The 16,134-nt window shown below is 40.1% G+C and carries 14 protein-coding genes; 8 read left to right on the top strand and 6 right to left on the bottom strand.

Translation table 11 applies throughout. The annotated features are described in order from the left end of the window. The first annotated feature begins 945 nt into the window (after positions 1-945). The 3 genes from HWQ43_RS28785 to trpE all read left to right on the top strand — a co-directional run bounded on the left by HWQ43_RS28785 (position 946) and on the right by trpE (position 5,312). The gene (locus tag HWQ43_RS28785) at positions 946-2,955 is read left to right on the top strand and encodes a DICT sensory domain-containing protein (RefSeq protein ID WP_292740003.1); all 2,010 of its coding nucleotides are present in this window, start codon (positions 946-948) and stop codon (positions 2,953-2,955) included. A 254-nt stretch (positions 2,956-3,209) separates the two neighbouring features. Continuing rightward, positions 3,210-3,632, top strand: a complete 423-nt coding sequence (locus tag HWQ43_RS28780) for a photosystem I reaction center subunit II PsaD (protein ID WP_292740001.1) — start codon at positions 3,210-3,212, stop codon at positions 3,630-3,632. 150 nt (positions 3,633-3,782) lie between these two features. Further along, positions 3,783-5,312 carry an anthranilate synthase component I gene (gene trpE, locus HWQ43_RS28775; protein ID WP_292739999.1) on the top strand — a complete coding sequence of 510 codons (1,530 nt, stop codon included), beginning with the start codon at positions 3,783-3,785 and terminating at the stop codon, positions 5,310-5,312. Between the two features lie 491 nt (positions 5,313-5,803). Here trpE and HWQ43_RS28770 read toward each other — a convergent pair whose 3' ends face one another. Beyond that, complete coding sequence (locus tag HWQ43_RS28770) at positions 5,804-6,043, bottom strand: hypothetical protein (RefSeq protein WP_292739997.1); 240 nt, start codon at positions 6,041-6,043, stop codon at positions 5,804-5,806. Positions 6,044-6,112: 69 nt separating this feature from the next. After that, entirely contained in the window at positions 6,113-6,325 is a 213-nt protein-coding gene (locus tag HWQ43_RS28765; RefSeq protein WP_292739995.1) for a chlorophyll a/b-binding protein, read from the bottom strand. A 605-nt stretch (positions 6,326-6,930) separates the two neighbouring features. Here HWQ43_RS28765 and HWQ43_RS28760 point away from each other — a divergent pair. Both HWQ43_RS28760 and HWQ43_RS28755 read left to right on the top strand, forming a co-directional pair. Then, a complete protein-coding gene (locus HWQ43_RS28760) occupies positions 6,931-7,893 on the top strand; it encodes an orange carotenoid protein N-terminal domain-containing protein (RefSeq protein WP_292739993.1) in 963 nt (320 codons plus the stop codon). A 355-nt stretch (positions 7,894-8,248) separates the two neighbouring features. Continuing rightward, on the top strand, positions 8,249-8,941 hold the full coding sequence (locus HWQ43_RS28755) for a hypothetical protein (RefSeq protein ID WP_292739991.1): 693 nt from the start codon (positions 8,249-8,251) through the stop codon (positions 8,939-8,941). Positions 8,942-9,351: 410 nt separating this feature from the next. Here HWQ43_RS28755 and HWQ43_RS28750 read toward each other — a convergent pair whose 3' ends face one another. From HWQ43_RS28750 to HWQ43_RS28735, 4 genes are all read right to left on the bottom strand, one after another. Next, the gene (locus HWQ43_RS28750) at positions 9,352-9,816 is read right to left on the bottom strand and encodes a nuclear transport factor 2 family protein (RefSeq protein ID WP_292739989.1); all 465 of its coding nucleotides are present in this window, start codon (positions 9,814-9,816) and stop codon (positions 9,352-9,354) included. 138 nt (positions 9,817-9,954) lie between these two features. Next, a complete protein-coding gene (locus HWQ43_RS28745; RefSeq protein ID WP_366932923.1) occupies positions 9,955-12,171 on the bottom strand; it encodes a Piwi domain-containing protein in 2,217 nt (738 codons plus the stop codon). A 50-nt stretch (positions 12,172-12,221) separates the two neighbouring features. After that, positions 12,222-13,043, bottom strand: a complete 822-nt coding sequence (locus tag HWQ43_RS28740; protein ID WP_292739985.1) for a PD-(D/E)XK nuclease family protein — start codon at positions 13,041-13,043, stop codon at positions 12,222-12,224. 37 nt (positions 13,044-13,080) lie between these two features. After that, complete coding sequence (locus HWQ43_RS28735) at positions 13,081-13,302, bottom strand: hypothetical protein (RefSeq protein WP_292739983.1); 222 nt, start codon at positions 13,300-13,302, stop codon at positions 13,081-13,083. Between the two features lie 365 nt (positions 13,303-13,667). Here HWQ43_RS28735 and HWQ43_RS28730 point away from each other — a divergent pair, with 365 nt between their 5' ends. The 3 genes from HWQ43_RS28730 to HWQ43_RS28720 are packed head-to-tail and all read left to right on the top strand — an operon-like array spanning position 13,668 to position 16,132. After that, positions 13,668-14,762, top strand: a complete 1,095-nt coding sequence (locus HWQ43_RS28730; RefSeq protein WP_292739981.1) for an XRE family transcriptional regulator — start codon at positions 13,668-13,670, stop codon at positions 14,760-14,762. A gap of 23 nt (positions 14,763-14,785) precedes the next feature. Further along, a complete protein-coding gene (locus HWQ43_RS28725) occupies positions 14,786-15,487 on the top strand; it encodes an ImmA/IrrE family metallo-endopeptidase (protein WP_292739979.1) in 702 nt (233 codons plus the stop codon). A 57-nt stretch (positions 15,488-15,544) separates the two neighbouring features. After that, on the top strand, positions 15,545-16,132 hold the full coding sequence (locus HWQ43_RS28720) for a Uma2 family endonuclease (protein ID WP_292739977.1): 588 nt from the start codon (positions 15,545-15,547) through the stop codon (positions 16,130-16,132). Positions 16,133-16,134: the final 2 nt, after the last annotated feature.

Here is a 16,134-nt window from a genome sequence, read left to right as displayed (position 1 = left end):
CATCCTCACAATTTCCGAAAAAAAGACGCTCTTTAAAACTCGTTTGAGCTATTCTAACCAAAATAATCCTGATATATTGCTGACAAAATAGCAGCGCTTATATCTATATAAACAAATCTTGTTGAAGGATGCAGAAGGACGTTCAGCGAGCGCTCAATCGAGCCGCGGCAGGCGACAGGTAAGACTGCCCTGTCTACGACACGCTGCGTGAACAGCAAGAACTGTCTTTCTTTGATAAATTTATATTTTATAAGTGTGAGGTCAAGAGTGAAAACTGAAGATTTTGAGATATTTGAGATAATTTATTAGTCGTTGAACTTTCAAAGACACAAGATATATAGTATACTCAGCAAAAACTTGAAACTGCACAGTTATTTGTTGAACATAGATAAAATTTATTTAGTATACGATTTTGTTTTAAATAATCTTTGATATTTGATTAGACTAATTTATGATAATTAATTGATTAAGTTTAATAACTAATTATAGATTAAGTTATGTAAATATCGCAGTCACGATTTTTGGCTAAGAAAATTTATTTAGCGAGCAGAAATCAAGGTCGGCAAAGTAGCGATGTCTACGACAGGCTATTTTACCGACGTATAGACTGTAAATCGATCATCCGTGGTTATTAGCGAACACAGTAGTTAAAACCATACAATGATAAATGTTTTAGTACTTACTCCTGAAAGATTTTACCTTTGCAAGCAAAAGCATCAGTTGTCGAGAATGTATGTATATTGGGCGTAATAGGTTGTCAATCAACAAATCAAGTGTACCCACGCCCCTTAGTTAGTAACAAAGTGTTGCGACTGCTTTGGCGAAAAGCGCTTTTTAGCGTTCTTTACATATTGCAGCTGTCTATTTAACTTGAGAGTCCCTTGGAATTTGTACAATGCAGCTGTGACGTGGATCTGATCGAGGTTGAGCGTTTAACAATAATTCATGAGCATTTCGACTTCTGTGCTGAGTGATCTGCTAAAGTCCTTACCCTACTTGCGGCCCCAGCTATATTTTAAGGCTTCACTAACGGCGCTCTCCCACGCGATGGAAGATCAAGTTTTGGCTGCGACTTTAGCTAAACCCCTTGTAATTGCTAGTTTCCAGCGAGAGCGATTCTACCGCCAAGAAGCTCATCGCTACCAGCGACTTGCTTTGCGAAGTAATCAAATATACGTATTATCTGCTCCAGAAACGGATTTCACCAACAGTTCGGAACACTACGAAAAAGTGGCTTTTGAGCCAACGGATGGCTTAAGTCAGGAGTGGCATTTGGTAGTGATTGCTGACAATTATGCTACTTGTCTGGTTTGCCGAGAAAACCTTGGTTCTCTTGCCAAAAACACCCAACTACCGGAACTAAGCCCTAATCTGGATATAGACACAGCTCGAAGATTTGAGGGAATTTGGACATCGGAAAGAGGAGCTAGCCTCAAAGCAGCCGAATTACTGTTAGATAGGGTTTTGGTTTACAGACCAGAACTGACAAATAAAATTCAAGAGGCACGTCAGAGGTTTGGCATTGGGGAGCCGCGAAACTATTCTGGAGCCGAACAGGTAAACGAGTATGCCTGTGATATTGATACAGATCCCTTTGTGCAGCGCTTAGTAACTTATTTGCAAGCTAGTCAGTACAAATTGCACAAAGCTTACCGTTCTATTGCTGCCCAGGCACGAAAAGAACGATTAGTCAACTCAATTAGTACTGCCATTCGGCGATCGCTAGATCCTCACGAAGTTCTCCAAGTGGCGGCACAGGAATTAGGGCAACACCTAGAAGCTTGTCGCTGTTTAATTTACCGCGCTCAAGCTACAGATAGCCAAGCCATAATTGAACACGAGTTTTTGAATCCCGGTGTTTTATCTGTTTGCGGTCAAACCTGGGAGTTAGAGAACAATTCCCTATTTCGGGACATCGTGGAACAAGGCGAAGGTGTTTGTGTGAGCGATACGCTGAGTGACCCCCGTGTTACCAAGTCGCCAGGACTTTCCACGATCGCCAAAAAGTTTGCCATTCGTTCTTGGCTGATGGAACCAGTATTCTATCAGGGGCGATTATTGGGGATTGTGGAGTTACATTACTGCCGGATGCCACCCCACGAGTGCCAACCTGGAGAATTGGATTTGGTAGAAGCGATCGCTACCCAAGTAGGAGCAGCTCTCATCCAAGCGGAAGCTTACGCTAACCTAGAAGAACTTAACCAGCAGCTAGAAGCCCTAGACCGCACCCGCAGCAACCTCATAGCCATCACCGGACACGAACTACGTACTCCCCTATCCACAATTCAAGTGTGCCTAGAAAGTCTCGCTACCGAGCCGGATATGCCTTTGGAGTTGCAACAGGTGATGCTCAACACCGCTCTTTCCGACTCAGAGCGGATGCGAAAACTGGTACAAGATTTTCTTACACTTTCCAACTTGGAAAGCGGCCGGGTGGAATGGCATCCAGAATCCCTCACCTTACAAGAATGTGTGGATTTAGCACTCAGTCGAAATCGCACGCGTTCCTCAATGGAAAAGCCGCCCCAAATAAAGACTCAAATTGCCGAAAACCTACCTCTGGTAAGAGCTGACGGTGATTGGCTAGTCGAGGTACTGGCAAAACTCATGGACAATGCTTTGAAATTTACGCCGCCCCAAGGAGAAATCACGATTAAAGCGATTTACAACAGCCGTCAAATGGTCGAGGTGACTGTAGCTGACACTGGACGCGGCATTGAACCAAATCGTTTAGAAGTAGTTTTTGACCGCTTCTATCAAGAAGAAGGAGCGCTGCGCCGCACCACTGGCGGGACTGGACTTGGTTTAGCAATTTGCCGTCAAATTGTTAATGGCTGGGGTGGGCAAATTTGGGCAGAGTCAACTGGTAAAGACCAGGGTAGCCAGTTTCACTTCACCATCCCGATTGTTCAGAATAGCCAAGAGGAAAAGCGGACAAAAGTCAAGAGTAAATAGGCATTGGGCATGGGGCATTGAAAAGAGGCAGAGGGGCAGGGGAGCAGAGGAGAAATAATAACTCCTAACTCAGCACGGGCTAAACGCCCCGCTACCGCTAACAGCACTCCTGAAGGGCATGGGGCATTAATTTTTAACAAATGACAAAGAACCAAGGACAAATGACTAAAAACTGTTACAGTCTATGACGCGATCGCAATATGATCCTGGTTGCGATGTTAGGATTCCCTAAAAACGTTGAGAGAACAGACTTTATGGCAGAAACACTCTCTGGACAAACCCCGCTATTTGCTGGCAGCACTGGTGGCTTGCTTACAAAAGCAGCAGTAGAAGAAAAGTACGCGATCACTTGGACTAGCCCGAAAGAGCAAGTTTTTGAATTGCCTACAGGTGGTGCTGCTATTATGCGCAAAGGTGAAAACCTGCTGTATATAGCTCGTAAAGAATATGGCATCTTTTTGGGCGGTCAGCAACTTCGTAAACTCAAAATCACAGATTACAAAGTTTACCGGATTTTACCCAACGGAGAAACTACTTTACTTCACCCAGCTGATGGTGTCTTCCCCGAAAAAGTAAATGAAGGTCGTGATAAAGTGCGTTTTCTCCCACGCAGGATTGGGCAAAATCCCAGCCCATCACAGATCAAGTTTAGTGGTAAAACTACCTATGATGAATAGGGACTAAGACTGGGGACTGGGGAAGAAGCAAGGGAGCTCTTAGCAGGGAGCAAGGGAGAAAAGTTTTCCCCTCTGCCCCCTGCACCCCGCCCCTCTGCCTCTTTTCAATGCCCCATGCCCCATTCCCCATGCTCCATCTCTAAGCAATTTATGGTATTCCCCGATTTGTGCGAATTTTCTCAACTAGCTCTACAAGGCAACTTCGTCCCGGTATATCAAGAATGGGTGGCAGATTTAGATACGCCTGTATCCGCTTGGTATAAAGTCTGTGCAGGTCAGCCTTATAGCTTTTTGTTGGAATCGATAGAAGGTGGGGAAAAACTGGGACGCTATAGTTTAGTGGGCTGCGATCCGCTGTGGGTTTTGGAAGCAAGGGGCGATCGCACGACTCAGAAAAACCGTGATGGTTCGCAGGTGGTTTTTGCTGGCGACCCTTTTACAGCTTTAGCTGAATGTTTGGCACCTTATCACCCAGTGAAATTACCACAGCTACCACCAGGAATTGGCGGTTTGTTTGGGTTTTGGGGCTATGAGTTGATTAAGTGGATTGAGCCGCGTGTGCCCATTTATTCACCAGATGAGCGAAATATCCCTGATGGGTTGTGGATGCAGGTAGACCACCTATTGATTTTTGACCAGGTGAAGCGAAAAATTTGGGCGGTTGCTTATGCTGATTTACGTGAGCCGAATGTAGATTTCAAAGCAGCATATCAACAAGCTAGCGATCGCGTCACCCAAATGCTCGAAAAGCTATCTCTACCCCTATCGCCGGAAAAAACTCGATTGAAATGGAATCCGCCAGGGAGCAGGGGAGCAGGGGAGCAGGGGAGCATAGCCGCAGAGGAGTATAAGAGTAATTTTACTCGCCCTGATTTTTGTGCCAGTGTTGAAAAGGCGAAAGATTACATTAAAGCAGGTGATATTTTTCAAGTAGTAATTTCTCAGCGACTATCAACAACATACACAGGCGACCCTTTTGCCCTTTACCGGTCGCTACGTCAGATAAATCCTTCGCCTTACATGGCTTACTTTAACTTCCAAGATTGGCAAATTATCGGTTCCAGTCCTGAAGTGATGGTGAAAGCCGAAACCGATTCTGATGGTGGAGTGATAGCAACGGTACGCCCAATCGCTGGGACGCGTCCACGAGGTAAAACTACTCAGGAAGATGCAGCCTTCGCTGAAGATTTACTCCAAGACCCCAAGGAAATTGCCGAACACGTGATGCTTGTGGATTTAGGGCGGAATGATTTGGGGCGTGTTTGTCAAAGTGGTAGCGTCAAAGTCGATGAATTAATGGTGGTTGAACGCTACTCCCATGTAATGCACATTGTCAGCAATGTTGTGGGTAAATTAGCAGTTGGTAAAACAGCATGGGATTTACTGAAAGCTTCCTTCCCAGCAGGTACGGTAAGTGGCGCACCCAAGATTAGGGCGATGGAAATTATCCACGAGTTAGAGTCTAGTCGTCGGGGTGTTTATTCCGGTGTGTATGGGTATTACGATTTTGAAGGACAATTAAATACTGCGATCGCAATTCGCACAATGGTAGTGCATGATAAGACTGTAAGCGTACAAGCCGGTGCAGGTTTGGTAGCTGATTCTGAGCCAGAGAAAGAATACGAAGAGACGCTGAATAAAGCTAGAGGTCTACTAGAGGCGATTCGTTGTTTGCGTTGAACTGGGGACTGAAGAAGGGAATAGGGTACAGGTTAGAGGGTACAGATAGATTATTCTCTGTAACCTCTAACCTGTACCCTATTCCCTTTTACTGACTGTTTGTATAGTTACTTTCGTATACAATTAATTGCACACTGGTTTTTGTTGCTTAATTGTAAAAATGGGCTTGATATAAGTACAGTAACAGTTCGATCTGCGGTATGAGCATCTAGACCAGACTTTAAAAGTTGATGTACCAATACCCTTCTATTTTGAATTACATAGGTTTTACTTTGAACCGCAAGATGTTTGGAAACAATTTGTGCTACTTCTAAGCCCACGTATCCACAATACCGTGACAAATTGGGAAGCTTTATAAATCCAATCAACATCAGACTTTTTCCAAAGCTAAACAGAGTTTTTTAAACTTATTGAAAATTTAAAAGAAGTCCTGGTATCCAAATCCAAGACCTCTGTTGAAGTTACTACACACTAGAAATGAACAAACTTACTCATCCTAATTGGCTAAAGTAAATCGCCCAAATAATTCCAGTTACTCCAAGCGCAATTAAAAGGTTAGTGAAAAATCTGCCGAACTCAATTTCTTCTCCCAGCCCTTTGTCGTCTTGACCGACAGTAAAAAACAGTGACCAGGCTTGATTTGCATTGATAGTCTCAAAGTTGTTGAAATCAGGTCTAAAAACAACGGTTCCAATTAAATCCTTTTTGGGATAATCAAAATCAGTTTTCATAAGTAAGTTTGCCTCTAAATTGCTTTATTCGTCAAGTGAATAAAATTAAAAAATCTCAAAGTGTCTTATTTAAAGGCTGGTTAGCCATCCAATCAAACCATGTCCGGTAATAACTTCTACAGCTAGGAGTGAAACAAAAGCAATCATTGCCAAACGCCCATTGAGTTTTTCGGCATATTTGGTGAATCCTATCTGTGGAGTTTCATCAACATAAACTCTGGGTTCAATCGCAATTTTGTTGAGTTGACCGCGTTCGTTAATGGTAAAGCCTTTACTTGCCATTTTTACTCTTTGTTTTTGCTCTCCGTAAACGAATATTAACTATTGTAAATATTTTATGCAACTACTTGACATAGAAATAAAAGTAGTAATAACCGTACCAAGTGAGTAGGGTATTTTGGATTTGTACGAGAACTAGGCGTGTCTACAGTCGGCTCAATACTGTTTGCTTAAGGCAAGAGACGCGATTCTTGGAAGGGAATGCATACAAAAGTACCAATTGCATTAAATAAGACATAATAAAAACTTATTGCTTTTATAAGCAGAAGTTATCAATATATAACTGAGAAAGTATTGCTTATTTGTAACAGACTTGTTATGTTTCTTTACATAAAGATACAAAAACAGATCAATGCGTTAAAGCACCGTTAATCAAGGCTTTTTAAATAACTATGCAGTTGAGCCTGCAATGTGCTTTGCCAAGTATCTAAACTCAACGGCAACAGCATCACTATGCCTTTATTAGAGCTATGTCTACAACAGGCTGTCTAGTGATGTCAAAACTACTGAGTGCCTTTATTAACACTAAAACGCATTTATCCTCGGTCTTTGCACATTTGATTTTTCACATTCGGTAGAACTGTAATTTTCTTTTTGGAATTTCTGCTATGTCTTTTACCATCCAGTCGGCTCAAAGTATTTTTCCCGGCACCCTAGTTGCTGACGTTGTTCCAACCGTCGTCGAATCATTCTCTAAGCTCAATGCTGAAGATCAACTAGCATTACTTTGGTTTGCTTATACCGAGATGGGTAGAAGTATTACAGTTGCTGCTCCTGGGGCAGCCAACATGATCCTTGCACAAGGCTTACTCGAACAAATTAAGCAAATGCCTTTTGAGGCTCAAACGCAAGTCATGTACGATTTGGCTAACCGTGCTGACACTCCTCTGTGCCGTTCTTATGCATCCTTCACCGTAAATATCAAGTTGGGCTTTTGGTATCAGTTAGGAGAATGGATGGCTCAGGGAATCGTTGCTCCCATCCCACCAGGTTACAAGCTTTCTTCTAAAGCTGCCGATGTGTTACAAGCTATTCGCAATGCAGATTCAGGCCAACAAATTACCATCCTACGGAATACCGTAATTAGCATGGGATTTGATCCGAATGCTCCTGGCAGTTACAAAAAAGTCTCAGAGCCGGTAGCTCCTCCCACTGCACCAGCATTTCGGACTAAAGTCACCATCGAGGGCGTCAACAATTCTACAGTACTTGGCTATATCAACAACATGAATGCCAATGACTTTGATGCTGCGGTTTCTCTGTTTCGTTCCGAAGGTGCTTTGCAACCTCCCTTTGAAAGACCAATTGTTGGTCAAGACGCAATCCGCGCTTATATGCGTGAAGAATGCCAGGGGCTGAAGATGCTCCCAGAGCGCGGCGTATCTGAGCCTGTGGAAGATGGCTATACCCAAGTTAAAGTTACAGGCAAAGTCCAAACCCCTTGGTTCGGTGCTAGTGTGGGCATGAATATTGCATGGCGCTTTTTGCTAGATCCCCAAGGCAAAATCTTCTTTGTAGCGATTGACTTGTTGGCTTCTCCTAAAGAACTGCTGAACCTAGTACGTAAATAGAGGGCTAGATTAGTTGCTGCTTAAGCGTGGATGAGTGAAGAAGCAATTGCCACCTCACCACGCTTAAGCAAAAGAAACTTTGCAGGATAAGGGCTTCTTTAGTATCTTTGTCCTGCGATCGCTATTGAAAACAAACGATTCCATCAGCGATCTTTTAAAAGATTATTAAATAGTTTTAAGGTGAGCGCTGGCTTTTTAAGTATAATAATATACAAAATTATAAATTAGTACTGACTTATAGAACCTTTCTCGCTCAAGAGTATCTCAACTATTCTTTACTTGTTTATATTTAAATAACAATACATCTTTAGATAGAGTAATAATTTATTCATCTACCAAGAGTAATAGATTATCAATGACTTTTTTCAATTCCTCTGAGCCGCTCGTGCGTGAAAAACAGCAAGAGCTAGATTTTCAAGATATTCAAGGTCTAGTCTGTCTCAACTACCAAATTGGAAATTTCATCCTCTTTTCAAAGTTTTATACTCGCGTCGATCAAGCATTTATTCTCTGGGGACTAATTTCATCTGGAATTTTCGTAACCGCGCAGTTTCTACCCATTAGCTGGAGTAGCCAAGCAATTTTGTGGTCAGTGCTTACCTTATTAGGTGCAGTTGGTATGGTAAGTTTAACTTGGTTTTGGGCAACTGTAGAACAGCTACGCTGGGTTGTTTATAGCTGGGCGATTTTAATCTTAATGGGTTTAATCTTGACCGATCTGAGCATTTTTTTGGGATGGGGAGAGGTGTTAATCCGTTTGTGTCCACTGTGGTTAGGATTAAGTGCCATCGGCTATCTTTGCACCGGGATAGGAATGCGTTCACGCACATTTATTCTGATGGGGTTTATTCATTTGCTGGGAATTTTAGTTTTACCGTACTGCGGTGTCATGCAGTTTCTCTCAACGGGGCTAATTATGACCGTTAGTTTACTGTTACTAGCAGAATTACAATGGGATATGCAATCTTCAAGTGATTACAACCAATTAACACTACAACAAAAGCAGTTTAACCAAGTACAGTCTCAACGGCGTCAAATGACTAGCTAAAGTTATAAAGAATTAAAATCTTACTTTAGACAAGTTTGTATAAACAATATAGCTATATCTCTTGACTAGGTAGTGTTTATACTTCAGAGAGAGAGTTTTTCACCCAACTGTTAGTTATTCTAGTTTATGAAAACAGACAACACTGTATGGGTGTTATGCCGCTGTGGCCCATTATCGGACATCGAAGGAGAGCGACCGCAGATGTTTGAACAGTGTAAATCAATCAAAACCTTTGACGGTGTGGAGTTTTTGTCGCTTCCTCCACTTTATTATCACTTAGGGAAGGTTAAATTCTTCATCAGAGCGGTCTGAGGTGGTAGGCGTCTTGTGTTTTTATTAGATTACAAATTAATTTTTGATACTCCAATATCCTTGATTCAAAATAAATTAAGGATATTGTAGTTTCGCGGCTAATGTAAATATCTGTTACTTGGCGTTTGTGTGTCAAAATATTCACGCCAACGACTAATTTGACTATCCCTAAAATCTACAACAATTACGTCATCAGCTTTATTACGACGACCTGTCGCCTTTTCTGTATCTTCATAGTACCATTCTACTGCTGCCTGATTTGCTCCAATGATAATCCGCTGGATGTCTATTTTGACATCTGAATACTCTTGTTTAAAATTGGCAAGTCCTTCTCGAATTCTTTCTTGCCCCCGCCAGCATTGACCAGGTACGATTAGTTCTCCATCAATTGTAAACAATTGTGCAAGAGCATCGACATCTTGAGCAACCCATGAATCTTTAGCTTTTTCTATTAATATCTGGATATCTTGTTGGTTCATAGACTGACTGGCAAATAAAGGTGTGCTAAAAGTTAAGCTAACAAATATAGTTCCTAACACTAGCCATTGAGATAACCAAAGCATCTAGATTTTTCTACCCTCTAAAGTATCAAGCTATAGAGCATTAGTAAAATTTAACCAGAAGTTATTTGCATTGCAATCGCACCTGCGAAAAGTCAGGTTTTGATTGAATGCAGAATGTCTGTAACGTTGATGTTAATTCTACAGCCAAAACTGGCGATCGCCTTCTACTGTACCTGGAGCAATTCCTTGTAACCGCCGATAAGCTATTTTGTCAGAACCGTATAATGGGACGGGTAAGCGAGGTTCTTTCAACGCCCCGTGATGTAGCAATGTCAGTTTAAGTGTAGCTTCTATTAAACTTTCAATTGATACTTGCTGTTCATGTTCAGGATCGGGAATAACCTTTAAACGCAGAGGATAAGGTAAACCCATTTTCTCAGACTTAACTTCAGTAGTGACTAAAATTACTTCATAGGGCGATAAGCGAAGAGCTAACCCTTTAGTTGGTGCTGTCACTACAGACTGCTGAAATTTATATAGTCGTGGAATCTGAGATTTTACACACTCTACCAAAATAAACGTTGAACCAATAACTTTTGCTCTTTCTCTTAAATTCTTTATTTCATCACCACAAAAACGTCCATCACGATAAATTAGTACAGTTTTTTGTCTTAATTCAGCAGATGGTAGAAACCTCTCTAGTGTTCGTTTATCAATTGTTTCACCCTCGGTTAAAGCATCTTCCAGTCGGAAACGAATAAATTCCCCTCGTTTGTCATAGAGACGCACGCTAGCACAAACATTTCTACTTCCAAACCCTTTCTTTTTAGAAATTCGGGAAATATCAAAGCCGATAAAATAATCAGCAATTTCTAAAGGTTCAGCTAAAACAAAAGGTAAATTTCCTAACTTTGCAAGAATTCCTGGAATTACCTGATGAAGGATATTACCATAATTACTAGTATTTTTTAATGTCTCTTCATAAATTACTTGACTAGCAATTTCTCGCCGGAGTAAGCGTGAAGAAATAAATGAATAAAAGCTACCATCATCATTATTATCAGCATGGCGATCACTCTGAGGGAGAAATGTCAAAACAATGTCAGTCGGAATCGCCATTAATTCATTAATAGCTTGTTCCACTTTTTCTCTATCATCAGAGACACTTGAACTACTTACTGATACACCAACTCGATGAACAATTATGCTTTCAAATCCATAGGATTTTAGACGTTTCTGAACCTCCCTGATAAAAGGATCTACCTTCAAATCACAAAGTTTCAAAGCTGTAATGCGAATCGGTGTTGCTTTATCTTCATATTGAGCTTGACGACGATAAACGCCTCCTTGTGATAGTCCTTTAAGGACATCTCCTCTCCTACTAATAAAATTTTGAACAGATTTTTCCTTTCCAAATAGAAGTTGAGTATCTTCAAGCTTAAATTTTAGTGGCAAGAATAATTCAGAGCAATTACCGCTCTTTCTACTATTAATACAGGTTTCCGATAACACAAATCCATAAATACTTAAAGCTAGTGCAGCTTCTTTTTTGTATGAAGCTAAACTATTTTGCCGCTCTTGATAAGGAATCTTAGCTTCTTTGAGTAAGTCCCCATAGTTTACATCAAATCGTTTGGCAGTATCCTCTGTGATACAAGGAATAAGAGCAGCCATTGCATAAGGATACCGTATTTTATTCTTACTAAACTGCACAACTACAACAGGTTGATCTCTAGGTGCTTCACGAATAGCGATTTCACTCGTTGATGCAGGCTTATAGTTGAGCAATTCTTCTTCACGCTCACCAATAGTTCCTTCTATATCTACAATAGTAGCTGAACTATTCTTTTCAATATCTCGAACATTTAAACCAATTAATAAATCTTTTGGATTTTGTCTATAAGGATGATTATCGTAGAATTCAGACAATTTTCCTTTAAATACAAAAGAACTGCGAACGGTTATAGCAATAGCTGGGTGTGAAATATTTTTAATTTCAATTGCTTCTGCCCAAAATTTTGCTTCTCGTCTAACTTCAATTTTGTTAAATGGAATACTAAAATATGAAAATGGTCGTCTAATTTTTAATATTCTTATAGCTAGTTCAGAAAGAATATCAGCAGATATCTGTGGTTGGCTTACCCATTGGATTGAATAATAGCGATCGCCAATATCTTTTTTCAATTTCTCTGGAATTTCTGTTAAAGCTTTTCGCCATTCATCTAAACTTGGCATTGCTTGATCGGGTTTAGCTAAAACCCAGAAATTTCCATCTGCAAAGATGGCCATAATATCACGAAATTTCTGACTGAAGTGCCAACTTAAACGATTTCCTATTTCAGTATCTACTCTGGGAGTCAGTCGAAAGCAGATTAAGTTAGGTTGAGGAATATTTAGTAAAAATATTTCTGCCAAAAATATTGGTGATATATTAGTTTTTAAGGGGGATTTAAGCACACCAGCAGTCATCTAGAAACCTCTGATATAGTAAATTCACAAATTGAGTTAAACGGACAGTAGCGACAACTTACACCCGGATTTTGGGGAAATATTTGACTGAAATCAGCAGAATTTTTACGGTAGCGTCTCAATTCCTCTTGATGTCGTTGAGCTATTAAAGCTAGTTCTATCTGAAAAGCCTTAAGAGTGTTAGGTGTTGCACTGATAGGTTCTGACCAGTTACCATTTTCTAAGTTATAAAAAGACGCTACTGCTTTTTGCTGGGGGTATCGGTAACTAGCAGCTAGTAAATAAATATACCCTTGTCGCCGATCAAAATCAGAGTGGCCAGTTTTGAAATCTAAAATGTGCAAAGTATCATCTTCTTCGGCAAAAATGCAGTCAATCGCAGCAAAGAAGTTAAAAGATTGATTACCCTGCTTAATCAGAATTGGTTCTGGAAAACCCTCATCACCTCGGCTAAGTTGAATAATTTTCTTCTCAGCAAGAATTGGATTTTGCTGGTAGTTTGTCAGTATCTGAAGTACTCGCTGCTGAACCAAATCTGACTCTTTCCGCAATTCCAGAATCTCTATTATTTGTTTTACAGCGTCTTCTTGATGTAACATCGGGGAGTTTTCATGAAACTCATAAACCCCCCTTTGTGCTAGTAATCCAATTCGCTGAGGAGTGCTATCACTTGCCAAGATTGCTGCAACCGCAGGTTCTCGCGATCGCGCTTTTGTAAAACCTCGTTTCATGTCGCAGTGTAAGTGTTCTTTCCCTATGGGTGGAGAATACTGCAACCATAGGTTGTAACTGGCAAATGGTAGCCAATTTTGGCTCATTAATGTCAATTTCCAGATTTTAGCAGAGAAAAAAGTTTTACTTGGTTAGGATTTCGTAGATTGCCGTATTTGCTCTCTTCGATTTGGATACACCAATCTCGGTTGCCATTTCCAAGGTTCGCAAGCCTTCCAGCATTTGTTCCACAGCCTTTCTGAGTTGTGGATTGCGGCTTGATTTTTGCACTTCCTCAAGCAGAACTGGTAAAGGTCTACCAACAGAGAAACTTAATTGTTCAGGGTTCAACGATTGTTTATTCATGCTTTTGCTCTTGTGTAACGGAATTTGACTCAACGAACATCAGTATAGCCGCCTGAATTGCTATATAATTTCAACAAGGCAAGATATCAGTTGTTTAGTATTGGATCATATTATTCAACTTGTACTAAGCTTGTCAACTGTATAATTTATATAATTAAATTATAAATTTATATTGACCAAAATAGTCAATACTGATACTATTTATCTATGAGTGATTCAAAGGCTAAAAACTTTGGGTAACTTATAGCCGAGCGACTCCTGAAAAGCTTTTTAAAATAAGGCTTTCAGCCTACTATGACTCAAACCGATAGAAGGTTTATTATTATGTATGCTTCAGGCAATGCGTTAGGCAGTTGAATGTGATTATGGATAAACAAGAGAGTCAGAGTTTTGGCAGGTGTATTTGGCAAGCTCGTAGAAAGAAGGGATTGAGTCAGCGTGAGCTAGCAGTAAAGGTAGGGGTGGACTCTACGTACTTGTCGAAACTAGAAAACGACCACGTTGAGCCAAGCGAAAAGGTGATCCGCTCGTTAGCAGAACATCTCAGTTTGAATGCAGAGCAGTTAATGTACCTAGCTGGACGTATGACTCAAAATGACTCGGAGGCTTTCGAGCAATTGCTTAAGGCTAACTACAAAGAAATGCCTGCTTTATTTCGTCGAATGAGAGAAAGTCCGGGTATTGATTCTTTAGTTAAAGCAAGAGATGAGCAAATTGTAAGATTACAAAAAGAAAATGCTGAGTTGAGAACTAAAGTAGAAAAGCTTCAAAAAAAACTTACCTTCTTTAAGCCTTATATTTTTTACTCTAAAGAGGAGATAGAAAGAAGAGCTAATGAAATCTTACAGAATATGCAAAGTTTACATAATGATGCTGCTAAAATACCAATTGATGCTAGTAGAGTATGTGATTATTTAAATTTAAGCATCGAAATTGGCGAAATATTGCCTGATGAACATGGGTTAATAGTAGCTAAAATTTTACCATTAGAAAGAAGAATACTAGTAAACTCAGGTCTTCCAGAAATGTTAGGGACTTTTACAGAGTTTACAATTGCCCACGAAATAGGTCACTGGGTACTTCATATTAACCAAGAAGATGCTGATATTTTATCACAAGAAATTAAGGAAAATAGTGATGATGAAAATCAAGTAATTTTATTCCTATGTCGTAGTGCTAGTAGCCCAATTGATAAATTTGAAGCATTTGAGTGGCAAGCTCAGTATTTTGCTAGTTGTCTATTAATGCCTCGTTACGTTCTACAAGAATTACGTAAAGAACGTGATTTAACTAATTGGAGCCACCTTTATGCAATGACAAAGGAGCTTGGTGTAACAACATCCAGTCTTATTGATCGGTTGCAAAATCTAGGTTGGATTTATATATCTAAAGGTTCTAAGCAAATCTATCCCGGAAAAATAGGATTAGAGCCTGAGCAGCCAAGAATGTATTATTTATGAGGAAAAAGTGAGGAAAAAATAAGGTGAGCATTTTCAAGGCATATAGATACTATTCTAAAGCAGAAATTGAGCAGAAAGCTTATGAAGTTCTAGAGATGATGAAGGCAGAAAATTTTACTCCCAAGTGGCCTTTTGACGCTAGTTGTACTGCTGATGCTTTAGGAATAATGATTGACTGGCAAAGTATACTTCCTGATGACAAAGGAGAAATAGTAGCTAAAATAATTCCTACCAAACAACCAAAGATAGTACTTAATAGAAACATACATAAATTAGAAGAAGAGGGTTTTCAAGCATCTACAATTGCTCATGAAATTGGACATTGGATACTTCATATAAATCAAGATGTAGCCAGAGGTTCTGTGCAGCAGTTAGAGCTAACCTTAAGTATTGACTCAATTGAACAACAATTTCTATGTCGTAATGTTAGTGAGCAGATTTATAAGAGCCATCCTGAAACTCAGGATGACTGGCGAGAATGGCAAGCTCAGTATTTTGCTAGCTGTCTGTTAATGCCTAGAGAAATTTTGGAAGCTAAACGAAAAGGACGTGATTTAACTAATTGGCATCACCTTTATGCAATGCAAAAGGATATTGGTGTAACCATATCTAATCTTGTTTATCGTTTGCAAGACCTTGGCTGGATTAATATTCCTAAAGGTTCCAAGCAAATATATCCGGGTAAAGCTGCACCCAATGGGCAGACAAATTTATTTAATAGGTAAAGTGCGATCGCACCACACACAGCACTACACTAGAAAGTAAGATGCTCAGAATAGCCTATGAACGTTACGACAACCACTTTCCCTTCTACACTCAAATTGAAAATTGACTTGACTGATGAGCAATTTTTCCAGATGTGTCAGAAAAACCGCGATTATCGATTTGAGCGCACAGCATCAGGGGAATTATTAATTATGCCACCTACAGGTAGTGATACTGGCAACCGTAACTTTGATATGGTTGTTGAATTAGGAATCTGGAATAAACAAACTAAATTAGGCAAAGGTTTTGACTCTTCAACTGGTTTCACTCTACCTAATGGCGCAGAACGTTCTCCTGATGTTTCTTGGGTGAAAATTGAGCGATGGAATGCTTTAACCGCAGAACAACAAGAAAAATTTGCCCCAATTTGTCCTGATTTTGTAGTAGAGTTGCGTTCTCGTACTGATTCCTTGAAAGAATTGCAAGAGAAAATGCAGGAGTATATCGAAAACGGTACTCAATTAGGCTGGTTAATTGACTGGAAAAACAAGCGAGTAGAAATTTATCGTCCAGGTAAAGATGTAGAGATATTAGACAATCCTGCTAGTTTATCAGGAGAAAATGTACTATCTGGGTTTGTGTTGGATTTACAGCAGATTATGTAGTT

It is taken from the genome of Nostoc sp. JL31 (assembly GCF_017114965.1).
GTDB lineage: Bacteria > Cyanobacteriota > Cyanobacteriia > Cyanobacteriales > Nostocaceae > Nostoc > Nostoc punctiforme_A.
Note: the sequence above shows the minus strand (reverse complement) of the source record. Positions and strands in the feature narration are given on the sequence as shown.

Coding starts and splice junctions, on each gene's coding strand:
- HWQ43_RS28765 (WP_292739995.1), bottom strand. CDS start 6,325: ATGGCAAGTAAAGGCTTTACCATTAACGAACGCGGTCAACTCAACAAA.
- HWQ43_RS28755 (WP_292739991.1), top strand. CDS start 8,249: ATGACTTTTTTCAATTCCTCTGAGCCGCTCGTGCGTGAAAAACAGCAA.
- trpE (WP_292739999.1), top strand. CDS start 3,783: ATGGTATTCCCCGATTTGTGCGAATTTTCTCAACTAGCTCTACAAGGC.
- HWQ43_RS28780 (WP_292740001.1), top strand. CDS start 3,210: ATGGCAGAAACACTCTCTGGACAAACCCCGCTATTTGCTGGCAGCACT.
- HWQ43_RS28760 (WP_292739993.1), top strand. CDS start 6,931: ATGTCTTTTACCATCCAGTCGGCTCAAAGTATTTTTCCCGGCACCCTA.
- HWQ43_RS28735 (WP_292739983.1), bottom strand. CDS start 13,302: ATGAATAAACAATCGTTGAACCCTGAACAATTAAGTTTCTCTGTTGGT.
- HWQ43_RS28785 (WP_292740003.1), top strand. CDS start 946: ATGAGCATTTCGACTTCTGTGCTGAGTGATCTGCTAAAGTCCTTACCC.
- HWQ43_RS28720 (WP_292739977.1), top strand. CDS start 15,545: ATGAACGTTACGACAACCACTTTCCCTTCTACACTCAAATTGAAAATT.
- HWQ43_RS28740 (WP_292739985.1), bottom strand. CDS start 13,043: ATGAGCCAAAATTGGCTACCATTTGCCAGTTACAACCTATGGTTGCAG.
- HWQ43_RS28730 (WP_292739981.1), top strand. CDS start 13,668: ATGGATAAACAAGAGAGTCAGAGTTTTGGCAGGTGTATTTGGCAAGCT.
- HWQ43_RS28750 (WP_292739989.1), bottom strand. CDS start 9,816: ATGCTTTGGTTATCTCAATGGCTAGTGTTAGGAACTATATTTGTTAGC.
- HWQ43_RS28770 (WP_292739997.1), bottom strand. CDS start 6,043: ATGAAAACTGATTTTGATTATCCCAAAAAGGATTTAATTGGAACCGTT.